Source organism: Winogradskyella marina (assembly GCF_015645385.1).
GTDB lineage: Bacteria > Bacteroidota > Bacteroidia > Flavobacteriales > Flavobacteriaceae > Winogradskyella > Winogradskyella marina.
On the sequence record NZ_JADOET010000012.1, the window covers coordinates 88,908 to 110,159 of the forward strand.

Here is a 21,252-nt window from a genome sequence, read left to right on the forward strand (position 1 = left end):
CCTAGTTTCAGAATAGGTACTAAAACATGTTAAAATTACGCACCAAAATCCATCTAACTTTTGTATTAGATTTAAGCATTTTATTTTGCTCTTCCATTAATTCTTTTAAATCTGAAAGCAACTGTATATCTTTAGGTGTAGATACCGTTTTATCTTTAGAATCTTGGGCTTTTGTTCGCAGTCTATTCATAAATTTTACAATGATAAACACCGTAAATCCTATGATTACAAAATCTAAAAGTACTTCGAATAATTCACCGTAAGCGATGGCAACTTCACTAGTAGTAACAGTACCGGAAGCATCTAGAATAGCATCGCGTAGGATCAACTTTTTCTTACTAAGCGTAACTCCATCTGTCAATAAAGATAATGGTGGTAATATAACTTGCTTGGCTAAAACATCTATAACTTTATTAAAGGCCGCACCAATGATGATACCAATAGCCATATCCATCATATTTCCCTTTACTGCAAATTCCTTAAATTCCTTTAAAAGCTTCATTATCTGTCTTTGTATTTCTAATATTGCTGGTTTGTTCTGTTAGCCATCTAAAAGCACTAAGAATAGCCTATATAAATTTAGATGTTTAAACTGCAAATTTAAATTATGTTCTTAACCATTAGCTATTTCTAGCCTTAAAAATATTCATGTACATAAACGTGCCCATTTTACGCGCTCTTCGTTTAGCATTTTCGGCATAATCCCCTTCAAATAATTCGTTTATAGTTTCGAACCAAAGGTTTAACCATATCCCAAAATGCAATTCCGTAATACTATGATTACATGCCGCATCTACTTTAACATGTGCTTCCAAAGGATTACCATAATATTTGGTTTTTAAAAACAAACTCGATTCCCAAAAGGTAGTTAAATGCTCTAAATGTTGCTCCCAATCTTTTATGGTTTCGTTGAAAAAAGGTCCTAATTTTTCGTCTTTCCTTACCTTTTCGTAAAATTTTGAAACTAATAAGAATATGTCTTCTCTGGTTTTTATGTCTGATTTGTTCATGGTGTTATAAATTATTTTCATTGGGTTTTGTTATCCATATATTGTCCACAAATGGACAATTTTGATTCTTGTTATTTCTGTTTAGCTTGTTGTCAAACAAAAGACCCTTTTCGGTTAATGTTTAAAATTCTATTTTTTCGTCCCGTTAGGGACTTCATATTGGTAAAAAAATCACAGTTAGACTATTGTGCCTTTCGGTACAATATATCTTTTTAATCTATACTTTACAACACAGGTTTTAGAATATAACGCTCATCATATTTCACATCAAAATCCTGCAACAATTTCAAATACTCGTCTTGAAATGCAACCTGTTTATGATGTTCTTCTTGATTTTTTATATAATTAATTATTACAGGAATTTCAGATTTTGAATATGAAAATGCGCCATAGCCAGATTGCCAAGAAAACCGACCATTTACTAAACCTTTATTATTTATCCATTTCGAAGAATCCTGTTTTACCTGTTTCATTAATTCTGATAACGATTGTGTTGGTCGCATTCCAAACAATATATGAATATGGTCTGCCATGCCATTAATTTGCAACACCTTATGATTGTTATTTTGAATTATTCCTGTAATGTATTTGTTTAATTCTGCTCTCCAACGACCTCTAATTAAACTTTGCCTATTTTGAACTGCAAAAACGGTTTGAATATGGATTTGTGTGTATGTGTTTGGCATGGTTGTAAATTATATCGCGTACCTAAAGGCACGCTGGATTAATGAAATTTCTTCTACCCATATGTTGTCCCTAACGGGACATTCGGAATTACCCCTAAATCTTCTACCTATATGTTGGCCCTAACAGGACATTCGGAATTACTCCTAAATCTTTTTCCTATATGTTGGCCCTAACGAGACATTCGGAATTACTCCTAAATATTCTACCTATATGTTGGCCCTAACGAGACAGTTTTGATGTATCGTATTATTAAACGATATAGTTCATAAATGGACAATTTCAATTTGACTTGTATGCGATCTTTCACCGAAATGTCAACATTTATACAAACGTATTTATCGAATTAATCAAAGTTATCCTTTTAATCGCATTCTTGTGATTCTAAACTAAGAAATCTTAGTATTTTTACAGCATGATATCAGTTGTATTACTTGGTGCTGGCAATGTCGCCACACATTTATATAAAGCCTTTTCAAATTCTGAAACCATTACGATTACACAATGGTATAATCGTACACGTGCTTCTATTTCATCTTATGCAAACGACGTTGACATAACAGATTCGTTAGCCGAATTAAAAGAAGCCGATATTTACATTATGGCGATTAGCGATGACCACATTGCTTCATTTTCCACAGATTTACCATTTACAAATCGATTTGTTGTGCATACGTCAGGAAGTGTTGCCATGCACGATTTAGACAAAAAGAACAAGATTGGCGTTTTTTATCCACTGCAAACCTTTTCTAAAGATGCTGAAATCAATTTTACGGAAGTTCCGATTTGTATTGAAGTTTACGAAAAAGAAAACCTTCAACTTTTAAAAGATTTAGCAAAGGCTGTAGGGTGTAAACCTCATAAAATCACTACAGAACAGCGTCAAACACTTCATTTAGCTGCTGTTTTTGTTAATAATTTCACGAATCAATTATATAGAATCGGTCATGAAATTTGTGAAACCAAGAATATAGAGTTTGAAATTTTGCATCCTTTAATTGAGGAAACAGCTAAAAAAATTCAACACATGTCACCTTTTATGGCCCAAACAGGTCCTGCGAAACGGAATGATAAAAAAACTATAAAACGGCAACTTAAACTAATAGAAAAAGAAGAACACGAGGCCATTTATAAAATGCTTACAACGTCTATAAAAAAGACACATGGTGTAAGATCGACGAGAGTAAAACGCCATAAAAACGAAAAATAACTATGAGCGACGATAAAAGTTACAAAGAATATTTAGCAAACATCAACACCTTTATTTTTGATGTTGATGGTGTCCTTACCGATGGCACAATTACAGTTACAACCGATGGCGAAATGCTAAGAACCATGAATATCAAAGATGGTTTTGCTCTAAAAACAGCAATTGATGCTGGATTTAACCTCTGTATTATTTCTGGCGGATCTAATGAAGGCGTTCGTAAACGTTTAGCCGGATTAGGCATTAAAGACATTTTCCTAGGAGCTCATAATAAAATTGAACAACTCAACAGTTACTTGGATCAGCATAGTATTTCAAAGTCGCAAGTATTGTATATGGGAGATGATATTCCTGATTTTCCCGTGATGAAATTAGTGGGTTTACCTTGTTGTCCGCAAGATGCAGTTCCAGAAATTAAAGCGATTTCAAAATATGTGTCTCATAAAAATGGAGGAAAAGGTGCCGTAAGAGATGTTATTGAGCAAGTGCTGAAAGTACAAGACAAATGGAATGGAAATTTTGACGCTAAGTACGATTAAATAGATACAACGTAAACTACAACACACATGTCGCAAGGAAGAAGACATAGTACAGGATTTGGCTATATAGGTTTTGGTAATAATCAAGCAACTTTTAACCAAAGATCTTCTAAGCCTTTTTCTAAATACAAGGAAAAATTAGATCTTGAAGCACATCTACACTACAAAATGGATTTCTTGCATAAAGATTTATCCAAAGAAGACAAGCAGCACATTAAAAACAAAATAAGACAACAAGAACTCAAAATTTTTAAAAAAGCGCTAATTATCAGTATCATTGTCTTTTTTATAATCGCTGCGTTTTCATATTACTTAATTACTAAAATATTATCTCACTAAACCTCAAATGATTCAGTTTCTTAATTTAATTCGTTGGAAGAATTTATTAATGATTGCCTTAATGCAATACTTAATAAAGTATGCACTATTATTACCATTTCAAGAAAGCCATGGAGTACTTATTACCTTAAGTCACTTCAATTTTTTTCTTTTAGTATTAGCGACCGTGTGTATCGCAGCTGGTGGTTACATTATTAACGATATTTATGATGTTGAAGCCGATAAAATTAACAAACCTAACCGATTAATTATAAATAAGCACATTTCAGAAAAAAAGGCGACGAACTTATTTGTTGTGCTTAATATTATTGGTGTCGGTTTAGGGTTTTATTTATCTAATGGTATTGGTAAACCTGAATTTTTCGCCATCTTTTTTATGACTTCGGCACTACTCTACATGTACGCGTCATACTTGAAACAAATTGCCGTTGTTGGTAACATTGTAGTGTCAATTTTGGTATGCTTAAGTATCTTATTAGTTGGAATTATTGAATTAATTCCTGTTATAACAGACAATAACAAAGCCATTCAAACCACTTTTTTATACATTATTAGAGACTATGCCATTTTTGCGTTTATGGTTAATTTAATAAGAGAACTAGTTAAAGATATTGAAGATATTGATGGAGATTATAAAGCAGGCATTCAAACATTACCTATCATTTTAGGAAGAGAACGCACTACTAAAATTGTTTTTATACTCTCATTAATTCCTATATTTTCAATCGTTTATTATGTTATTACCTATTTGTTTAAACAACAAGTAGTCGTAGGTTATTTTTTAATTCTTGTTATTGCTCCATTAATTTATGTGAGTATAAAATTGTTTAGTGCGAATCAAAAAGCGCAATTCAAACATATTAGCACAGTGCTAAAATTAGTTATGCTAACTGGTATGCTTTCCTTATTACTTTACAAATTTATTATCCTTAACTAAAATGCTAAACGACAAACTCAAAGATTTTAATATTATTCTGGCTTCGGCATCACCACGTCGTCATGCTTTTTTAAAGGAACTGCAACTCGATTTCGAAATTCAATTAAAACCAGTTGAGGAAATTTACCCAAATGAGTTAAAAAGAGAACAGATCACAGATTTTTTGGCCAAATTGAAAGCTGAGCCTTTTTTAGAAAACCTTCAAAAAAATGACATTTTAATCACCAGTGATACCATTGTTTGCTTAGGTGATAAAGCTATAGAAAAACCAAAAGATGAAGCTGATGCTGTTAACATGATAAAAGCATTAAGCAATAAAACACATGAGGTTGTAACCTCTATCTGTTTCACTCAAAAAACAGAACAGCTCATTGTAAACACAAGTACCAAAGTGACGTTTAAACCCCTTACAGACGATGAAATTCATCACTACGTCAACCACTACAAACCGTTAGATAAAGCTGGTGCATATGGTATACAAGAATGGATTGGAGCCATTGGCATTACAAGTATTGAAGGCTCGTATAATAACGTTGTTGGCTTACCTACGCATTTACTTTACAAAACGTTAAATACCATTGCAGACAGCAATTAGAATCTTATCTTTATAGAAACTGATTATCAGACATTTTGTACCAAATTTATTAAGGTAACGGTGTCTATAAAACATCTATGAATTATGATAAGAATAATAAAACCCAAACTTCTTTTAATACTAATTACGCTATTTATATACGTCACGTCTTGTAAAGACAATACAACGACGACGTCTGAAAACGACATCGCTACAGTCTCTAAGGCTGAAGAACCACAACCTAAAACAAAACTATCTGACGATTTTAAAAACTATTGGTATAATGGTGAAGCAGAAATTACGTCTTACAAGCTCGAACAAGCACGTTATGGCGAAATTAGAGAAGGCCAAGCCGTTTTGGTATTTGTTACCGAAGACTTTTTACCAAAAGAACAAGTGAAAGCCAATAACTATGATGAAACTAACACTCCTATTTTAAAATTCAATGCCACCAAAAACTTCAATACTGGTATTTATCCGTATTCTATAATGGAAAGCACGTTTTATCCTGTGGCAAATAATCAACATGCACTAAAAATTACAGCTTCAGTACAAGAATGGTGTGGCCAAGTTTATACACAAGTCAATAATCGTAATCAGTTTGAAGTACGCTCACATTCCTATTTTCAAGGTGAAGCAGACGAAACTTTTAATGTTGAAAAAACATGGACTGAAAATGAACTGTGGACAAAATTGAGAATAGATCCTCAAAGTCTTCCTGTTGGTGATTTACAAATTGTACCATCGTTAGAGTTTTCGCGCCTTCATCATAAAAAATTAAAAGCTCACAACGCACTAGCAAGTAAAACTAATGATAGCTATACGTTACATTATGAAGATTTAAATCGGACTTTAAAAATAAATTTCAGTCCTAACTTTCCTTTCGAGATATTAGGTTGGGAAGAAACGATAGTTAACGGAGTTGGTACAAATGCTGAAACTTTAACCTCTAAAGCTTCAAAATTAAAATCCATAAAATCGGACTATTGGAACAAAAAAAGCAACGCAGATTTAAAGTTAAGAGATTCTTTAAAATTACATTAAATAGTTGTAAATCTAAATTATCTTTGATGTAAAGTAAGTCATCTATGAACATCGTATTATCCAATTATCAAGATCAGATAATTTCTACACTTATATTATTAATAGTCCTGTTTATCCTTAGGACTATTATTGTTATTACAGTAAAGAAAATAGGAAAAAAAAGTGGTACAACAGAAGCACGAGCGGCCTTAATTGGCAGGTATGTAACCGTTACTTTCGTACTCATCGCAATTTTAATTGAAGCCTTTATTCTTGGTGCGCAAACACGAGATGTAACGCTTGTTTTTTCGTCTGTATTTGCTGTTATTGGTGTTGCATTGTTTGCGATTTGGTCAATTTTAAGCAACATCACTTCTGGTGTTATTATGTTTTTTTCATTTCCATATAAAGTTGGAGATAAAATAAGAATACATGATAAAGATTATCCCGTAGAAGCCATCATCGAAGATATTAGAGCTTTTCAAATCCACTTAAGAGAAGATAGTGGAGATTTAGTCACTTACCCAAACAACCTTATTCTTCAAAAAGCTGTAACTTTATTGCAAAAGGATGCATTAGACGACAGCAGTATTTTATAACGCATGAAGAAAAAGAAGGTAAAGACACGTACTCATAATTATAAAAAACATATTGGTAAAGCACCTGGTACGCTGGTGTATACAGGAAAGAAAACTGAGAAACAACTTAAAATAGAATCTTTCGATTATACCAAAGACACTATAACCGAGAATGTGCTTACCAACATTGCAGATGTTAAAGCTCACAAAGAAACCGATTCTGTTACGTGGATTAATATCGATGGCCTCAACGCTATTACCGAAATTGAAAATATTGGTAAACAATACGATTTACACCCGCTTGTCTTAGAAGATATTGTAAATACAGCGCAACGTCCTAAAATTGATGAGTATGACGATTACCTGTTTGTAGTTCTTAAAATGCTATACTATGATAATGAAGAAAACATAGTAATAGAACAAGTAAGTTTTATTTTGGGTAAAAACTATGTCTTGTCCTTCCAAGAATCGGAAGGTGATGTTTTTGACAATGTAAGAGAACGTCTTCGACATGGCAATGGTAGAATTAGAGGTTTAAAATCCGATTATTTACTGTATGCCTTAATAGATGCAGTGGTTGATAATTACTTTAGTATTATTGAAACCTTAGGTAATAAAATAGAAGATTTAGAAACCGATTTGTTTGAAGGCAATGCAAAAGAAGATATAAGTATTGAAGTACAACAACTAAAGCGCGAAATCTTAAAAGTACGACGTGCTATTTTCCCGCTTCGTGAGATAATTAACCGCGTTGAAAAAGGAGAACACTCACTAATCTTACAGCGCACAATCAATTATTATAGAGATATTTACGACCACTTAATTCAGGTGTCTGAAAACATAGATATTTACCGAGAAATGATTTGGAGTTTAATGGACATGTACATGACAACCATTAGTAATCGTATGAACGAGGTGATGAAAGTTCTCACCATAATATCAACCATTTTTATCCCATTAACCTTTCTCGCAGGTCTCTACGGAATGAATTTTGAATACATTCCAGAGCTACAATACCGTTATGGTTATTTTGTGCTATTGGGTGTGATGTTCCTAATGTTTTTAGGATTACTGTATTATTTTAAACGTAAGAAGTGGTTGTAACTTTGAAAGCAACCAAGTGCAAAACATTACATCAACAATAACTAAAAAATTAACACAACTTGAAAATGAATACCATAAATTTTAAAAAATGGGCTTTCCATTTTATGATTTGGATTTTAATAATTAATGTTATCTCATTTTACTTAACAGTGAGCTATACTAGCTTGTTTAACGAATTTAACAACACAGGCCAGATCCTATTATATTTAGGAATTTTAGCAACAGTTTTACTCTTCATGAGTCTAATTTTTATCATTATTAGCAGCATAAAAAAAGAGAAAAAGAATTATCAATATTGGACTTCAATAATCGGACTTATCTTTTTTGGAACATTGCCAATTTTAGCAAGTTTACTCTAAAAACAAAATTCGATTAGACATATAAGACGATATCGAAACGAAAAGCAAAAGTCAACGTTAAAAAAATCAAAAACAAAGGCTATACGATTCAAACTTTTCTATATTTGAAAAGCAAATAACCGAAATCCTCATGCACCAACTTAGACTCTGTCTTCTGCTTGCTATCAGCACTATATTTTCACTTCAAGCACAACAACCAAAAACCTATAATGCATCAGAAATTTACGAAGCCGTTCAAAAACTAAATGTTTTAGGTTCAGTATTATATGTCGCTGCGCATCCAGATGACGAAAATACGCGTCTCATTTCTTATATGTCTAACGAAGTTAAAGCGCGTACTGCTTATTTATCCTTAACACGAGGCGATGGAGGTCAAAATTTAATTGGTCCAGAAATCAGAGAACTTTTAGGTGTTATAAGAACTCAAGAGTTACTAGCTGCAAGACGTGTAGATGGTGGAGAACAAATGTTTTCAAGAGCGAATGATTTTGGCTACTCTAAACATCCCGATGAAACTTTAGAAATCTGGAATGAAGACGAGGTTCTTGCAGACGTCGTTTGGGCCATAAGAAAATTTAAACCCGATGTGATTATTAATCGGTTCGATCATAGAAGAGCTGGTCAAACACATGGTCACCATACAGCTTCTGCAACATTAAGCATGGAAGCTTTTGATATTGCTAATGATGCTTCAAAATATGCATCACAATTAGAATTGACTGAAACCTGGCAACCAAAACGTTTATTTTATAACACCTCTTGGTGGCGTTATGGAAGCCAAGAAAAATTTGATAAACTAGACAAAAGCAATATGCTCAATTTTGATGTTGGTGTGTTTTACCCTTCTAAAGGCATGTCTAACAACGAAGTCGCGGCATTAGCCAGTAGCCAACATTTGTGTCAAGGTTTTGGTCGTTTATCGCAACGTGGAACGCAACAAGAATATATTGAATTGTTAAAAGGGGAACCTATCAGTGAAGGCAACAATGTTTTTGAAGGGATTGACGTCTCTTGGAACAGAATTGAAGGTGGTGAAGCCATTGGAACCATTTTAAAATCCGTTGAGACCAACTTTAACTTTAAAAATCCAGCGTCACATTTACCAGAACTTTTAGAAGCGTATAAATTACTTCAATCCATAAAAGATAAACACTGGAAAACCGTTAAAACTAAAGAGCTTAAAACAATTATTGAAGCCTGTACTGGTTTGTATTTAGAAGTTTCGGTAAATACGCCAACAGCAGCTCCCAACTCGGAAGTAAAGCTTAATATGGAAGTTTTAAATAGAAGTACTGTGTCAATTGACTTGGTGTCTTATAAACTTTCAACCTTAGAATCCGGTATTGCCAAAAACATGACCTTATCCTCCAATCAAAAATTAAATTTTGAAGAAGGTATTACCATTCCAAATAACAGCAACTATACCACACCTTATTGGCTAAATACTAAAAGTACATTAGGCATGTACAACGTAAAAGACCAAAGTTTAATTGGCTTACCAGAAACACCAAGAGCGGTTTTTGTTGCATTCAATTTATTAGTTGATGGCACTCCGTTAACAATCACCAAGCCTGTTGTGTATCGCTATTCTAAACCAGATAAAGGTGAATTATATCGTCCTTTTGAAATTGTACCAATTGTTTCAGCAAGTCTAGGTCACGAGGTTTATATTTTTGAAAACGACCATCAAAAAGAAATTGAAGTCACTGTAAAAGCTGGTAAGGATAATGTAGAAGGCTTTGTACAAATGGCTTATCCTAAAGATTGGCAAGTCTTTCCACAAAAACAAAAGATTGATATTGCTAGCAAAGGAGATATTCAAAATGTCATTTTTACAGTTATTCCTCCAAAACACCAAAGTGAAGGACTATTAACTCCAATGGTAAATATTGATGGTGAATTTTATACCGACAAAATTATTGAAATTGATTATGCACATATTCCATTTCAGACTGTTTTAATGCCTAGCGAAAGCAAAGTAGTACGTTTAAACATAGAAAAGGAAGGTAGTAACATTGGCTATATTGAAGGTGCAGGAGATGTGGTTCCAGAAAGCTTAAGGCAAATTGGATATAATGTCACAATCATTAAACCCGAACAAATTTCGCCAGAAAACCTTGATGATTTTGATGCCATCGTTGTAGGAATCAGAGCTTACAATATTGTTGATGACCTTGTATTTAAACAACGGTTTTTATTAGACTATGTAAAGGAAGGTGGCAACTTAATCATTCAATACAACACAAGCAGAGGTGTAAAAGTTGATAATTTAGCGCCTTACGATTTACAATTATCTAGAGATCGTGTTACAGACGAAAATGCGGTCGTAAGAATTTTAGAGCCAAACCATCCCATTTTAAATTTCCCTAATAAAATAGGAGTTCAAGATTTTGACGGTTGGGTACAAGAACGTGGGTTATACTTTCCTAATCAATGGGCTAAAGAATTTACACCATTACTTGCAGCTAACGACAAAGGTGAAAACTCTAAAGAAGGTGCACTTCTGGTTGCAAAATACGGTGAAGGAAACTATATTTACACAGGTCTCAGTTTCTTTAGAGAATTTCCGGCAGGAGTTCCTGGAGCGTTTAGACTTTTTGCAAACCTACTATCTGCTGGCAAACAAAAAGAAAGCACTCTAAAAAACTAAGAAGCTAACAACTAACTAAACAAACAGCTAATGAGTAACCAAGAAAATCAACCAGAGCCGAAGCAAAAATGGAGTAAAATGTATACAGCTGTCCTAATAGCTAATGCACTATACATTGTCTTGTTCTATTTCATTACAGAATCATTCGCCTAAAAAAAGAAAATGCAGCAGACTTTAGATTGGATTGATTGGATTGTTTTAATAGTAACCTTAGCCACCATTGTTGGTTATGGAACTTGGAAAACCAGAGGCCGAAAAAACGCACAAGACTACATTAAAGGAGGTAATACGTCTAAATGGTGGACTATAGGTCTATCTGTAATGGCAACACAAGCAAGTGCAATTACATTTCTTTCTACAACAGGTCAGGCATTTGCTGATGGTATGGGATTTGTTCAGTTTTATTTTGGACTCCCAATTGCCATGATTATTATTTGCCTGGTGTTTATTCCTATTTATCATCGGCTTAAAGTTTACACAGCTTACGAGTTTTTAGAAAATCGGTTCGACCTTAAAACCCGAAGCTTAACAGCCATTCTCTTTTTAATTCAACGTGGCTTAGCAGCAGGAATCACCATTTTTGCACCAGCCATTATTCTTTCAGTTGTTCTCGGATGGAACATTGTAACTCTTAACATTATTATTGGTGTTTTAGTTATTATTTATACAGTTTCAGGTGGTACAAAAGCCGTAACAGTTACCCAAAAGCAACAAATGTTCGTCATATTTGCTGGTATGATTGCGGCGCTATTTATCATTATTAATTTAATTCCTGATGAAGTTTCTTTTGTAGATGCCATTGATATTGCTGGTGCTACCGGAAAAATGCAAGTTTTAGATTTTTCATTCGATTTAGAAAATAGATATACCGTTTGGACGGGTTTAATTGGTGGAACATTTTTAATGCTCTCTTATTTTGGTACAGACCAAAGCCAAGTGCAACGTTATCTTTCTGGTAAATCATTGAAAGAAATGCAAATGGGTTTATTGTTTAATGGTATGCTAAAAGTGCCAATGCAATTCTTTATTCTGCTTGTTGGTGTGATGGTATTTGTATTTTATCAATTTAATCCTTCGCCTTTAAACTTTATAGATAAATCGGAACAGACGGTTTTGTCTTCAGAATATGGTGATGAGTATAGAACACTTCAAGATAAACAAGCCGCATTATTTACCAAAAAGCAAAAGGTGAGTTTAGCATTATCTAAAAGCACAGATGATAGTTTAAAAAAGGATCTTTTTCAACTCGATAGTATTGAAAAAACGTACCGTAAAGAATCGAAGTTTTTAATTAAAAAAGCTGTTGATCCTGAATATACAACGGCATATAATACACTTCAAAATGAAGTTGAAGCCCTTAAATCTAATCCCGAAAGCGAAGCTTATCTTTCAAAATCTGCTGAGTTAACATCCTTATATTTAGATGCAGCTAAAGACACACAGACCAACGACCGGGATTATATGTTTATTAGGTTTATTTTAAACAACCTTCCAACCGGACTTATTGGTTTATTATTAGCTGTTATTTTATCGGCCGCCATGTCTTCCACGGCTTCAGAAATTAATGCACTAGCGACTATAACTGTAATAGATTTATATGGAAGAAATCAAAAGGAAGAAAAAGGTGAAGACCACATGGTTAAAATGACCAAATGGTTTACACTAGGTTGGGGAATTGTAGCTATCATTATTGCCTGTTTTGCAGATCTTGCCGAAAATTTAATTCAATTGGTTAATATCATAGGTTCTATTTTCTACGGTAATGTTTTAGGCATATTTTTATTGGCTTTCTTCTTTAAATATATAAAAGGAAACGCTGTGTTTTTTGGAGCATTAATCACACAGGCTATCGTTGTCATTGGTTGGTGGCTAGATTGGATGCCGTATTTATGGCTCAATTTATTTGGTTGCGTCGTTGTGATTTCTATCGCTAACCTATTACATGTCATTACACCCAAAAACAACCATATTGAAGTCAACAGTGATTAATTGGGGAATAATTGGAGCTGGTAAAATTGCGACTAAATTTGCATCGGATTTAGCTGCAGTTTCAAATACCCAACTCTATGGTATCGCGTCTCGAAATTTAGAAAAAGCCAAAACTTTCGGTCAAGACTTTAAGGCTACAATGGCTTACGGAAATTATAAAGACTTAGTCTTAGACCCTAACATTGATGCTATTTATATTGCAACACCTCATAGCTTTCATAAAGAACACACAGCATTATGTTTAAATCATAACAAAGCCGTTTTATGTGAAAAACCATTTGCTATGAACCTTGATGAAGTTGAAGATATGATTCAACTGTCAAAACAAAAGGAAACTCTTTTAATGGAAGCCATGTGGACTATTTTTCTTCCGCATTATCGCTATGTTTTAGACCTCATAAAAAACAAACATTTCGGAAACATTATAAAACTTGAAGCTGATTTTGGTTTTCATCCAACGTATGACGAAACTTCTCGAGTTTTCGATAAGTCTGTTGGAGGAGGAAGCTTATTAGATATTGGAATTTACCCTGTATTCGCAGCACTATCAACATTAGGTGCACCTGAAACGATAAATGCTAGTGCTAAATTTTTCGATACTGGTGCAGACTCAGAATGTAATATCACGTTTCACTATAAAAATGCTACTGCGATATTAAAAAGCACCTTTTTAGAAGAAACACATACGCAAGCCATCTTTCATTGTGAAGAAGGAACGATTAAAATAAACGGCCGTTTTCACGAGCCTTCATCTGTAACACTAACGGATTCTGAAGGCCATTCCGTTTTAAAGGAGTTTGATACAAAAACTATTGGTTATGGTTACGAAATTGAACATTTTAATGCATTACTTAGAGCTGGTAAAACGGAAAGTAATATCATGACATTTAATAAGAGTAAACAATTGATTGCTACTTTAGATAGCATACGACGTAAAATTGACTTACAATACCAATAAAAAAAGCGCAACTAAATAATTAGCTGCGCTTTTTGAATTTATACTTTAGCCTGAACTATTTTGCTCCCCATTCTTTTAGAGAATCATTATTCATTTTTACATAATCCGCGTTGCCTGCTTCTTTAGCTGCAGCCAAAGATTTCTTGGCAAGTGCAATCGCACCTTTTTTATCACCTGCTTTCGCATAGATTAAAGATTGTTGACGTAACTGCCAAAAACGTGGCTCCTTTGTCATTGACATTGCTTTATCGATCCAAGTTTTTGCCTGATTAATATCTTTATCTTCACTCAGGTAATAAGTAGCAGCAGCATAATAATCATTAAAAGAAGGACCAGCCATTACGTTTTCTATAGATGTCGTTACCGCTTTATCAGTTGGAACTTTAAACTCAACTCCAACATACGTTTTTTCCCACATCATTCCAATAACAGCAGAACTGCTTGTAATATCATCTATAGAAATGGTAAACGATTTAATATCCATTTCAATAGGATAAACTGGCGTGGTAACACGCGCTGCAACTTTAGACTCATCTAATTCTGCAGGAGCTCCACCTCCATTATAATCGGTGTAAAAAACAACATCCCAAGTTTTCGCTTGTGGAATAGTAAAAATCGCATACGTACCTGCTTTAAGATCTTTTCCATCAATAGTAACATCATTACTAAACGTAACTTTAGTTCTTGCATTGGCTCCGGTTCTCCAAACTTTATCGTAAGGTACAAGGTCGCCAAAAATTGTTCTTCCGCGCATCGCTGGACGAGAATATTCTATAGACACATCTGTTAATCCTACAACTTGCTCAATTTTTGCAGCAGGACTTGCCTCAGGTGTTTCAATCTGTGCATTTACCGAAAACATTAAGGTTAAGGCAAATGTAAAAAGTACTAATTTCTTCATTTCTTATGGTATTATATGTGGTTAATTATTAAATGTAAATTTACGACTTAACAAAAGCTAGATATGTTAATAAAGTCTTAAAATCAATTAGATGAAAGAATTAACATAAAAATAATTCAGCAAATTATTTGAGGCCTCAATCTTTCATCGTAATATTGCAATATAATAATACATGAGATTATGGGTTTAACTAAATCAGAAATTTTTACAACAGAGCAGAATCAAATTTCAAGCATAGCCAAGGTCTTTGGTCATCCTGCTAGAGTAGCGATTCTACAATATTTATTTAAAATTAATTCGTGTATCTGTGGAGATTTAGTTGAAGAAATCGGTTTGGCGCAACCTACCATTTCTCAGCATTTAAAAGAATTAAAAAACATTGGACTTATTAAGGGAAACATTACAGGCACCAGTATTTGCTATTGTATAGACAAAGACAATTGGACGGAGATGAAAACCACCTTATCCATTTTTCTTAATCAAGACTTAAACGACAACAGCAATTGCTGTTAAGTAACATTATAAAAAATAGACTTATGAAACTATCAGAAATTAAATCAAAATTAAAAACCTTAGACACTATTGCGTTTCAATTACCAAACGGCACTTTAGTACCAAATCATTTTCATGTGACTGAAGTCGGTAAAATATCGAAACACTTCATCGATTGTGGTGGTACAGTTAGAACAGAAAATGTAGCCAACTTTCAACTTTGGGAGGCAGACGACTATGATCATAGATTACATCCTGAAAAACTATTAAGCATTATTGAGCTTTCTGAAAAAGTCTTACATATTGAAGATTTAGAAATTGAAGTAGAATACCAAGGAGACACTATCGGAAAATATGGTTTAGATTTTGATGGTGAACATTTTTTATTGACGTCCAAATTAACAGATTGTTTGGCAAAGGACAAATGTGGAATTCCTGAAAAAAAATCAAAAGTAAAATTGTCCGAAATACAAAAGGAAGCGGCTCCTTCTTGCGCTCCTGGTTCTGGATGCTGCTAACCATTAAAACTTTATAAAACGCATGTTATACCAACCAATTAACAACCAAGTGGAGCAGTTAAATATTGATTCTATTTCTGCAGAACGTAAAACCGTTTTACAACCACTCATAGATTTTATACAGCAAAAAGCAGCTACAAATGAAACTATTAATTTAAACTTTATATGTACTCATAATTCGCGTCGCAGTCACTTATCGCAAGTTTGGGCGCAAACAATGGCGACCTATTTCGATATAAAAAATGTGTATTGTTATTCTGGAGGAACAGAAGCAACAGCTCTTTTTCCTGTTGCAGCAAAAACACTTGAAAATACAGGGTTTCAAATTGAAATGCTATCTAACGGAAGCAATGCGGTTTACAGTATTAAATTTTCAAAAAACGCACATCCTATCATTGGATTTTCAAAAACATTTGATGCACAATTTAATCCAACTTCTGCATTTGCTGCGATTATGACCTGTTCTAGTGCAGATCAAGGTTGTCCTTTTATTGGTGGATCCGAAAAACGAATTCCGATTACTTATGAAGATCCAAAAGCCTTTGATAACACGCCTCAGCAACTAGAAAAATATAAGGAACGTAGCCTTCAAATTGCTACAGAACTAAAATATGTGTTTTCTAACATTACAAAATAATTAGCATGACTGCAATCAAGAAAAAATTAAGTTTTTTAGATAGTTACCTTACTTTGTGGATTTTTATAGCCATGGCTGTAGGTGTAGGAATTGGATTTTTTGTACCATCATTTCCTATTCTTATTGAATCGTATAGTAGTGGAACTACTAATATTCCAATCGCTATTGGGCTAATTTTAATGATGTATCCACCGCTTGCCAAAGTTAATTACGCCCTATTACCAAAAGTGTTTAAAGATGTCAAAGTCTTATCTATTTCATTAGTTTTAAATTGGATTGTTGGTCCTGTTTTAATGTTTCTTTTAGCCATTACATTTTTAAGAGACTATCCTGAATACATGGTTGGGCTAATCTTAATTGGCTTGGCACGTTGTATTGCAATGGTTTTAGTTTGGAATGACCTTGCTGAAGGAAGTTCTGAATACGGAGCAGGTTTAGTCGCCTTAAATAGTATTTTCCAAGTGTTTGCTTACAGTTTTTATGCCTATCTATTTATTACAGTCCTTCCACCCTATTTTGGTTTTGAAGGTGCCATCGTAGATATTTCTATTGCTACCATTGCAGAAAGTGTCGCCATATATTTAGGCATTCCGTTTTTACTCGGAATACTTTCGCGTTTAATATTAGTGAAACTAAAAGGTGAAGCATGGTACACTAAGAAATTTATTCCTGCCATCTCTCCTATGACCTTAATTGCCCTACTATTCACCATTGTAGTGATGTTTTCACTAAAAGGAGAGTTAATTGTAGAAATACCAATGGATGTGTTAATCATCGCTGTGCCCTTATTAATATACTTTGCCTTAATGTTTATTATTGGATTTTTTGTCAGTAAAGCTATGGGAGCCACATATGATAAAAACGCAGCAATCGCATTCACAGCTGCTGGTAATAACTTTGAATTGGCCATTGCTGTCGCTATTGCTGTTTTCGGATTAAATTCTGGTCAAGCCTTTGCTGGAGTCGTTGGTCCTTTAGTTGAAGTACCCGCTTTAATACTTTTGGTTCGGGTTGCATTTTGGCTACGTAAAAAATATTATTTACCTAAAAACGCTTAGGTCTAAAACCGTTTTTCCATAATTCATGTTAAATTTTGTTTAACTTTATAAATAAATCGTTAAACATAATGTATTTTTGTATTGTAAAACAATTACAATGGCAAAAAAGAAAAACATAAAAGAATCAGACCTTATATCTTTTTATATGGATTATGTGCTTACACATAACCACAAACCAAAAACGATATACGCTTTTGCTAAAGACAATAATTTTGAGGAACAAAAATTCTATGAGTTCTTCAGTTCTTTTGAGACTTTAGAACAATCTATATTTAAAATATTTTTTGATAACACTTTCGCTATTTTAGAGAAAAGCGAAGACTATCATTCATTTGATGCGCGCCATAAACTTCTAAGTTTTTATTTCACATTTTTTGAAATACTTACAGCCAATAGAAGTTATGTGGTTCAGGCATTAAGTAGGGATAAAAACAAACTCAAATCCCTCAAAACACTTTCGCATTTAAAGCAACGTTTTAGTCACTACATTGAGAATTTAAATATTCAAACCATAGATCTAAAACAAGAAAAGCTTGAAAATCTAAAAAATAAAGCCCTCAAAGAATCTGCTTGGATACAATTGTTAGTCACAATGAAATTCTGGTTAGATGATACGTCTACCTCATTTGAAAAAACGGATGTATTTATTGAAAAATCCGTACAAGCTAGTTTTGACATCATCGATACGACTCCCTTAAAAAGCATCATCGACTTTGGTAAATTTTTATACAAAGAGAAAATTAACATGAACTAATTAGATATTGAAATAAATTCAGCAGATATGAAAACAATAGATAGTATTCCCATTACTAAAATATCTAGAGCGTCTAAGTTAGTGTCAACCGGCGCAAAAGTTGGTGTTAATTATTTAAAATATTACGGCGACAAAATGGTTAATTCTAAAACCGATGCCAAAGAACGCCTCAACCAAAATAATGCCGAAGACATATACGATAGTTTAAAAACCTTAAAAGGTAGTGCGTTAAAAGTAGCGCAAATGTTAAGCATGGAAAAAAGCATATTGCCACAAGCTTACGTTGAAAAATTCTCCTTATCACAATTTTCGGTACCGCCATTATCACCACCTTTGGTTATAAAAACATTTAAAAAATATTTCGGAAAACATCCCGAAGATTTATTCGATACTTTTAATGCAACTTCTGTAAACGCTGCTAGCATAGGCCAAGTTCATATAGCGGAAAAGAATGGGAAAAAACTTGCTGTGAAAATCCAATATCCAGGAGTTGCAGAAAGTATCGCTTCAGATTTAGCTTTGGTTAAACCCATTGCTATAAAGATGTTTAACATTAAAGGAAAAGACTCTGATAAATATTTTAAAGAGGTTGAAAATAAACTTACAGAAGAAACAAACTACATATTAGAGATTGCACAAAGCAAAGAAATAGCTGAGGCGTGTCAGCATATTCCAAATTTAAAATTCCCCAAGTATTACGAGGAATTTTCTTCCGAACGTATTATAACAATGGACTATATGGCAGGTGAACACCTTTCAGAATTTGTAGTTCATAATACAGACCAAGACAAATCTAATAAATTGGGTCAAGCCTTATGGGATTTTTACATGTACCAAATTCATCAATTAAGAAAAGTACATGCCGATCCACATCCTGGAAATTTTTTAATTTCTGAAGAAGCTAACTTAATTGCATTAGATTTTGGGTGCATGAAAATTATTCCTGAAGATTTTTATAGCCCTTATTTTGAATTAGCAAATCCTGAATGTATTAACGACCCTAAACGTTTTACTGAAAAACTTTATGAACTCGAAATTTTAAGGCAAGATGATTCAGAAGAAGAGATAACCTTCTTTAGTGCCATGTTTCATGAGTTATTAAGTTTATTTACACAACCATTTCACGCTGAAACTTTTGATTTTTCAGATCCTGCATTTTTTAATCAAATTACAGAAATGGGACAACGGTATTCAAAAAGTACAGAACTCAGAAACATGAATGGCAATAGAGGATCAACACATTTTATATATATCAACAGAACTTTCTTTGGATTATACAATTTAATGTTCGACCTTAAAGCTCAGGATATTAAAATCAACAATTTCAAGAACCTGTAAATAAATCCATCTATCTAAACCCATTTTTAATGCGTATACTCATCACAGGTACAACAGGCTATATTGCCAAAAGACTAGCACTTCAATTACTTGAAGATAAGCATGAACTTGTATGTTGCGTCCGTGATTTAAACAGAATTCCAGATGAAATTGAAGACCATCCGCTATGTTCATTTATAAAGGTAGATTTCTTAAAACCTGAAGATGCTGAAATTCCAAAAGACATTGATGCTGCGTATTACTTAATTCATTCGATGTCGACTAGTTCAGATGATTTTGAAGACCTAGAACAGCAATGTGCCCAAAATTTTAAAGACCTTGTTAAACCTACAAACTGTAAACAAGTGCTTTTTTTAAGCGGCATTGTTAATGATGCTTCTTTATCGAAGCATTTAAAATCGAGATTACAAGTTGAAAACACTCTAAAATCTGAACGTTACGCCTTAACTACATTCAGAGCTGGCATCATAGTTGGTAGCGGAAGTGCGTCATTTGAAATTATAAGAGATATCGTAGAGAAATTACCTTTTATGATTACACCAAAATGGCTAAATACTAAAACGCAACCCTTAGCCGTACGTGATGTACTTAACTTTTTAGCAGGTGGATTAGGAAAAACCGAACTCTATAATAATGCTTATGATATTTTTGGACCAGAAGTCCTGACATATAAGCAAATGCTACTTCAATTTGCTGAAGTTAGAGATTTAAAACGCTACATCGTTACGTTACCTGTATTAACACCAAAACTATCATCGTATTGGTTGTATTTTGTAACCTCTACGTCTTTTAAGTTAGCAGCGGCATTAGTCGATAGTATGAAAGTTGAAGTCATTGGAAAACCAAGTGACATCAACACCATTATTGGTATCGAACCCATGGATTACAAAACGGCTGTGGATTTAGCCTTTCAGAAAATTGAACAAAATGCTGTGATATCAAGTTGGAAAGATGCCGTGAGCAGCGGACGGTTTAAAGACCAATTATCTAAACATATTGAGTTACCAAAATTTGGCTGTTTTAAAGATGTAAAGCAACGAAAAGTGACAGACGAAGAATTTACTTTAAATAAAATATGGGCTATTGGTGGCCGAAACGGTTGGTACAGCTTCAATGGGTTGTGGAAAATTAGAGGTTATATGGACAAGCTTTTTGGTGGTGTTGGTTTACGACGCGGCAGAACAAGCGATACGAATTTAGAAGCAGGCGACGCATTAGATTTTTGGCGTGTGTTATATGCTAACAAAGAAGAAAAACGATTGTTACTTTTCGCAGAAATGCGTTTACCTGGCGAAGCGTGGTTAGAGTTTAAAATTGTGGACGACCAATTACACCAATGTGCTGTTTTTAGACCTAAAGGCATTTGGGGACGCTTGTATTGGTATGCCGTTTTACCCTTTCATGCGTTTGTTTTTAATGGCATGATTAACGCTTTGGTAAAAAAATGAAAGGTGTAAAAAAGGAAAATCTTCCTTCAAAACTATGTCCTGTGTGTCAACGTCCTTTTGCATGGCGCAAAAAATGGGAACGCGATTGGGAAGACGTAAAATATTGTAGCGACAAATGCAAAAAACAGAAAACAATAGTAATTTAGTATGGTTTA

The 21,252-nt window shown here is 33.6% G+C and carries 24 protein-coding genes; 20 read left to right on the forward strand and 4 right to left on the reverse strand.

Going from position 1 to position 21,252, the window contains the following annotated elements:
- Nucleotides 1-19: 19 nt before the first annotated feature.
- From mscL to tnpA, 3 genes are all read right to left on the reverse strand, one after another.
- A complete protein-coding gene (gene mscL, locus ITJ86_RS13415) occupies nucleotides 20-502 on the reverse strand; it encodes a large conductance mechanosensitive channel protein MscL (protein WP_195872163.1) in 483 nt (160 codons plus the stop codon).
- 118 nt (nucleotides 503-620) lie between these two features.
- Complete coding sequence (locus tag ITJ86_RS13420) at nucleotides 621-1,010, reverse strand: group III truncated hemoglobin (protein ID WP_195872188.1); 390 nt, start codon at nucleotides 1,008-1,010, stop codon at nucleotides 621-623.
- A gap of 224 nt (nucleotides 1,011-1,234) precedes the next feature.
- The gene (gene tnpA / locus ITJ86_RS13425; RefSeq protein ID WP_195872164.1) at nucleotides 1,235-1,696 is read right to left on the reverse strand and encodes an IS200/IS605 family transposase; all 462 of its coding nucleotides are present in this window, start codon (nucleotides 1,694-1,696) and stop codon (nucleotides 1,235-1,237) included.
- A gap of 413 nt (nucleotides 1,697-2,109) precedes the next feature.
- On the opposite strand from tnpA, the gene ITJ86_RS13430 reads away from it, so the two are divergent.
- From ITJ86_RS13430 to ITJ86_RS13480, 12 genes are all read left to right on the forward strand, one after another.
- The gene (locus ITJ86_RS13430) at nucleotides 2,110-2,904 is read left to right on the forward strand and encodes a Rossmann-like and DUF2520 domain-containing protein (RefSeq protein ID WP_195872165.1); all 795 of its coding nucleotides are present in this window, start codon (nucleotides 2,110-2,112) and stop codon (nucleotides 2,902-2,904) included.
- Nucleotides 2,905-2,906: 2 nt separating this feature from the next.
- Nucleotides 2,907-3,440 (forward strand): KdsC family phosphatase, encoded by a 534-nt coding sequence (locus ITJ86_RS13435; protein ID WP_195872166.1) that lies wholly within the window; start codon nucleotides 2,907-2,909, stop codon nucleotides 3,438-3,440.
- Between the two features lie 27 nt (nucleotides 3,441-3,467).
- Entirely contained in the window at nucleotides 3,468-3,779 is a 312-nt protein-coding gene (locus tag ITJ86_RS13440) for a hypothetical protein (protein WP_195872167.1), read from the forward strand.
- 7 nt (nucleotides 3,780-3,786) lie between these two features.
- Entirely contained in the window at nucleotides 3,787-4,716 is a 930-nt protein-coding gene (locus tag ITJ86_RS13445; protein WP_195872168.1) for a geranylgeranylglycerol-phosphate geranylgeranyltransferase, read from the forward strand.
- A gap of 1 nt (nucleotide 4,717) precedes the next feature.
- Nucleotides 4,718-5,311, forward strand: a complete 594-nt coding sequence (locus ITJ86_RS13450; RefSeq protein ID WP_195872169.1) for a Maf-like protein — start codon at nucleotides 4,718-4,720, stop codon at nucleotides 5,309-5,311.
- 84 nt (nucleotides 5,312-5,395) lie between these two features.
- Nucleotides 5,396-6,334 carry a septum formation inhibitor Maf gene (locus tag ITJ86_RS13455; protein ID WP_195872170.1) on the forward strand — a complete coding sequence of 313 codons (939 nt, stop codon included), beginning with the start codon at nucleotides 5,396-5,398 and terminating at the stop codon, nucleotides 6,332-6,334.
- Between the two features lie 44 nt (nucleotides 6,335-6,378).
- Entirely contained in the window at nucleotides 6,379-6,912 is a 534-nt protein-coding gene (locus ITJ86_RS13460) for a mechanosensitive ion channel domain-containing protein (protein WP_195872171.1), read from the forward strand.
- A 3-nt stretch (nucleotides 6,913-6,915) separates the two neighbouring features.
- Nucleotides 6,916-7,995, forward strand: a complete 1,080-nt coding sequence (corA, locus tag ITJ86_RS13465) for a magnesium/cobalt transporter CorA (RefSeq protein WP_195872172.1) — start codon at nucleotides 6,916-6,918, stop codon at nucleotides 7,993-7,995.
- Nucleotides 7,996-8,484: 489 nt separating this feature from the next.
- Entirely contained in the window at nucleotides 8,485-11,004 is a 2,520-nt protein-coding gene (locus tag ITJ86_RS13470) for a PIG-L family deacetylase (RefSeq protein WP_195872173.1), read from the forward strand.
- Nucleotides 11,005-11,034: 30 nt separating this feature from the next.
- The gene (locus ITJ86_RS17460; RefSeq protein WP_262897313.1) at nucleotides 11,035-11,157 is read left to right on the forward strand and encodes a hypothetical protein; all 123 of its coding nucleotides are present in this window, start codon (nucleotides 11,035-11,037) and stop codon (nucleotides 11,155-11,157) included.
- 9 nt (nucleotides 11,158-11,166) lie between these two features.
- The gene (locus tag ITJ86_RS13475; protein ID WP_195872174.1) at nucleotides 11,167-12,993 is read left to right on the forward strand and encodes a sodium:solute symporter; all 1,827 of its coding nucleotides are present in this window, start codon (nucleotides 11,167-11,169) and stop codon (nucleotides 12,991-12,993) included.
- Complete coding sequence (locus tag ITJ86_RS13480) at nucleotides 12,947-13,951, forward strand: Gfo/Idh/MocA family protein (protein WP_195872175.1); 1,005 nt, start codon at nucleotides 12,947-12,949, stop codon at nucleotides 13,949-13,951. Before ITJ86_RS13475 ends, ITJ86_RS13480 begins: the two co-directional genes overlap by 47 nt.
- A gap of 55 nt (nucleotides 13,952-14,006) precedes the next feature.
- Here the strand turns inward: ITJ86_RS13480 and ITJ86_RS13485 are convergent, their stop codons facing one another.
- A complete protein-coding gene (locus ITJ86_RS13485; protein WP_195872176.1) occupies nucleotides 14,007-14,852 on the reverse strand; it encodes a DUF2911 domain-containing protein in 846 nt (281 codons plus the stop codon).
- A 180-nt stretch (nucleotides 14,853-15,032) separates the two neighbouring features.
- Between ITJ86_RS13485 and ITJ86_RS13490 the strand changes: the two genes are divergently transcribed.
- The 8 genes from ITJ86_RS13490 (at nucleotide 15,033) to ITJ86_RS13525 (ending at nucleotide 21,243) form a co-directional block, all read left to right on the forward strand.
- The gene (locus ITJ86_RS13490; protein WP_195872177.1) at nucleotides 15,033-15,365 is read left to right on the forward strand and encodes an ArsR/SmtB family transcription factor; all 333 of its coding nucleotides are present in this window, start codon (nucleotides 15,033-15,035) and stop codon (nucleotides 15,363-15,365) included.
- A gap of 23 nt (nucleotides 15,366-15,388) precedes the next feature.
- Nucleotides 15,389-15,862 (forward strand): DUF6428 family protein, encoded by a 474-nt coding sequence (locus ITJ86_RS13495; RefSeq protein WP_195872178.1) that lies wholly within the window; start codon nucleotides 15,389-15,391, stop codon nucleotides 15,860-15,862.
- 22 nt (nucleotides 15,863-15,884) lie between these two features.
- Nucleotides 15,885-16,499 carry an arsenate-mycothiol transferase ArsC gene (locus tag ITJ86_RS13500; RefSeq protein WP_195872179.1) on the forward strand — a complete coding sequence of 205 codons (615 nt, stop codon included), beginning with the start codon at nucleotides 15,885-15,887 and terminating at the stop codon, nucleotides 16,497-16,499.
- A 5-nt stretch (nucleotides 16,500-16,504) separates the two neighbouring features.
- Complete coding sequence (gene arsB / locus ITJ86_RS13505; RefSeq protein WP_195872180.1) at nucleotides 16,505-17,557, forward strand: ACR3 family arsenite efflux transporter; 1,053 nt, start codon at nucleotides 16,505-16,507, stop codon at nucleotides 17,555-17,557.
- A gap of 97 nt (nucleotides 17,558-17,654) precedes the next feature.
- Nucleotides 17,655-18,311 (forward strand): TetR family transcriptional regulator C-terminal domain-containing protein, encoded by a 657-nt coding sequence (locus tag ITJ86_RS13510; RefSeq protein WP_195872181.1) that lies wholly within the window; start codon nucleotides 17,655-17,657, stop codon nucleotides 18,309-18,311.
- 27 nt (nucleotides 18,312-18,338) lie between these two features.
- The gene (locus ITJ86_RS13515; RefSeq protein ID WP_195872182.1) at nucleotides 18,339-19,649 is read left to right on the forward strand and encodes an ABC1 kinase family protein; all 1,311 of its coding nucleotides are present in this window, start codon (nucleotides 18,339-18,341) and stop codon (nucleotides 19,647-19,649) included.
- Between the two features lie 29 nt (nucleotides 19,650-19,678).
- Nucleotides 19,679-21,097 carry an SDR family oxidoreductase gene (locus ITJ86_RS13520; RefSeq protein ID WP_195872183.1) on the forward strand — a complete coding sequence of 473 codons (1,419 nt, stop codon included), beginning with the start codon at nucleotides 19,679-19,681 and terminating at the stop codon, nucleotides 21,095-21,097.
- The gene (locus tag ITJ86_RS13525) at nucleotides 21,094-21,243 is read left to right on the forward strand and encodes a DUF2256 domain-containing protein (RefSeq protein ID WP_195872184.1); all 150 of its coding nucleotides are present in this window, start codon (nucleotides 21,094-21,096) and stop codon (nucleotides 21,241-21,243) included. The genes ITJ86_RS13520 and ITJ86_RS13525 overlap by 4 nt, the downstream gene beginning before the upstream one ends.
- The last annotated feature ends 9 nt before the right edge of the window (nucleotides 21,244-21,252 follow it).

Bases quoted from the DNA above. Each gene is read 5' to 3' on its own strand.
- ITJ86_RS13475 (WP_195872174.1), top strand. From the start codon at position 11,167: ATGCAGCAGACTTTAGATTGGATTGATTGGATTGTTTTAATAGTAACC.
- ITJ86_RS13510 (WP_195872181.1), top strand. From the start codon at position 17,655: ATGGCAAAAAAGAAAAACATAAAAGAATCAGACCTTATATCTTTTTAT.
- ITJ86_RS13515 (WP_195872182.1), top strand. From the start codon at position 18,339: ATGAAAACAATAGATAGTATTCCCATTACTAAAATATCTAGAGCGTCT.
- ITJ86_RS13455 (WP_195872170.1), top strand. From the start codon at position 5,396: ATGATAAGAATAATAAAACCCAAACTTCTTTTAATACTAATTACGCTA.
- ITJ86_RS13440 (WP_195872167.1), top strand. From the start codon at position 3,468: ATGTCGCAAGGAAGAAGACATAGTACAGGATTTGGCTATATAGGTTTT.
- corA (WP_195872172.1), top strand. From the start codon at position 6,916: ATGAAGAAAAAGAAGGTAAAGACACGTACTCATAATTATAAAAAACAT.
- ITJ86_RS17460 (WP_262897313.1), top strand. From the start codon at position 11,035: ATGAGTAACCAAGAAAATCAACCAGAGCCGAAGCAAAAATGGAGTAAA.
- ITJ86_RS13500 (WP_195872179.1), top strand. From the start codon at position 15,885: ATGTTATACCAACCAATTAACAACCAAGTGGAGCAGTTAAATATTGAT.
- ITJ86_RS13480 (WP_195872175.1), top strand. From the start codon at position 12,947: ATGTCATTACACCCAAAAACAACCATATTGAAGTCAACAGTGATTAAT.
- ITJ86_RS13490 (WP_195872177.1), top strand. From the start codon at position 15,033: ATGGGTTTAACTAAATCAGAAATTTTTACAACAGAGCAGAATCAAATT.
- ITJ86_RS13485 (WP_195872176.1), bottom strand. From the start codon at position 14,852: ATGAAGAAATTAGTACTTTTTACATTTGCCTTAACCTTAATGTTTTCG.
- ITJ86_RS13420 (WP_195872188.1), bottom strand. From the start codon at position 1,010: ATGAACAAATCAGACATAAAAACCAGAGAAGACATATTCTTATTAGTT.
- mscL (WP_195872163.1), bottom strand. From the start codon at position 502: ATGAAGCTTTTAAAGGAATTTAAGGAATTTGCAGTAAAGGGAAATATG.
- ITJ86_RS13435 (WP_195872166.1), top strand. From the start codon at position 2,907: ATGAGCGACGATAAAAGTTACAAAGAATATTTAGCAAACATCAACACC.
- tnpA (WP_195872164.1), bottom strand. From the start codon at position 1,696: ATGCCAAACACATACACACAAATCCATATTCAAACCGTTTTTGCAGTT.
- ITJ86_RS13520 (WP_195872183.1), top strand. From the start codon at position 19,679: ATGCGTATACTCATCACAGGTACAACAGGCTATATTGCCAAAAGACTA.
- ITJ86_RS13495 (WP_195872178.1), top strand. From the start codon at position 15,389: ATGAAACTATCAGAAATTAAATCAAAATTAAAAACCTTAGACACTATT.
- ITJ86_RS13450 (WP_195872169.1), top strand. From the start codon at position 4,718: ATGCTAAACGACAAACTCAAAGATTTTAATATTATTCTGGCTTCGGCA.
- ITJ86_RS13430 (WP_195872165.1), top strand. From the start codon at position 2,110: ATGATATCAGTTGTATTACTTGGTGCTGGCAATGTCGCCACACATTTA.
- ITJ86_RS13470 (WP_195872173.1), top strand. From the start codon at position 8,485: ATGCACCAACTTAGACTCTGTCTTCTGCTTGCTATCAGCACTATATTT.
- ITJ86_RS13460 (WP_195872171.1), top strand. From the start codon at position 6,379: ATGAACATCGTATTATCCAATTATCAAGATCAGATAATTTCTACACTT.
- ITJ86_RS13445 (WP_195872168.1), top strand. From the start codon at position 3,787: ATGATTCAGTTTCTTAATTTAATTCGTTGGAAGAATTTATTAATGATT.
- arsB (WP_195872180.1), top strand. From the start codon at position 16,505: ATGACTGCAATCAAGAAAAAATTAAGTTTTTTAGATAGTTACCTTACT.
- ITJ86_RS13525 (WP_195872184.1), top strand. From the start codon at position 21,094: ATGAAAGGTGTAAAAAAGGAAAATCTTCCTTCAAAACTATGTCCTGTG.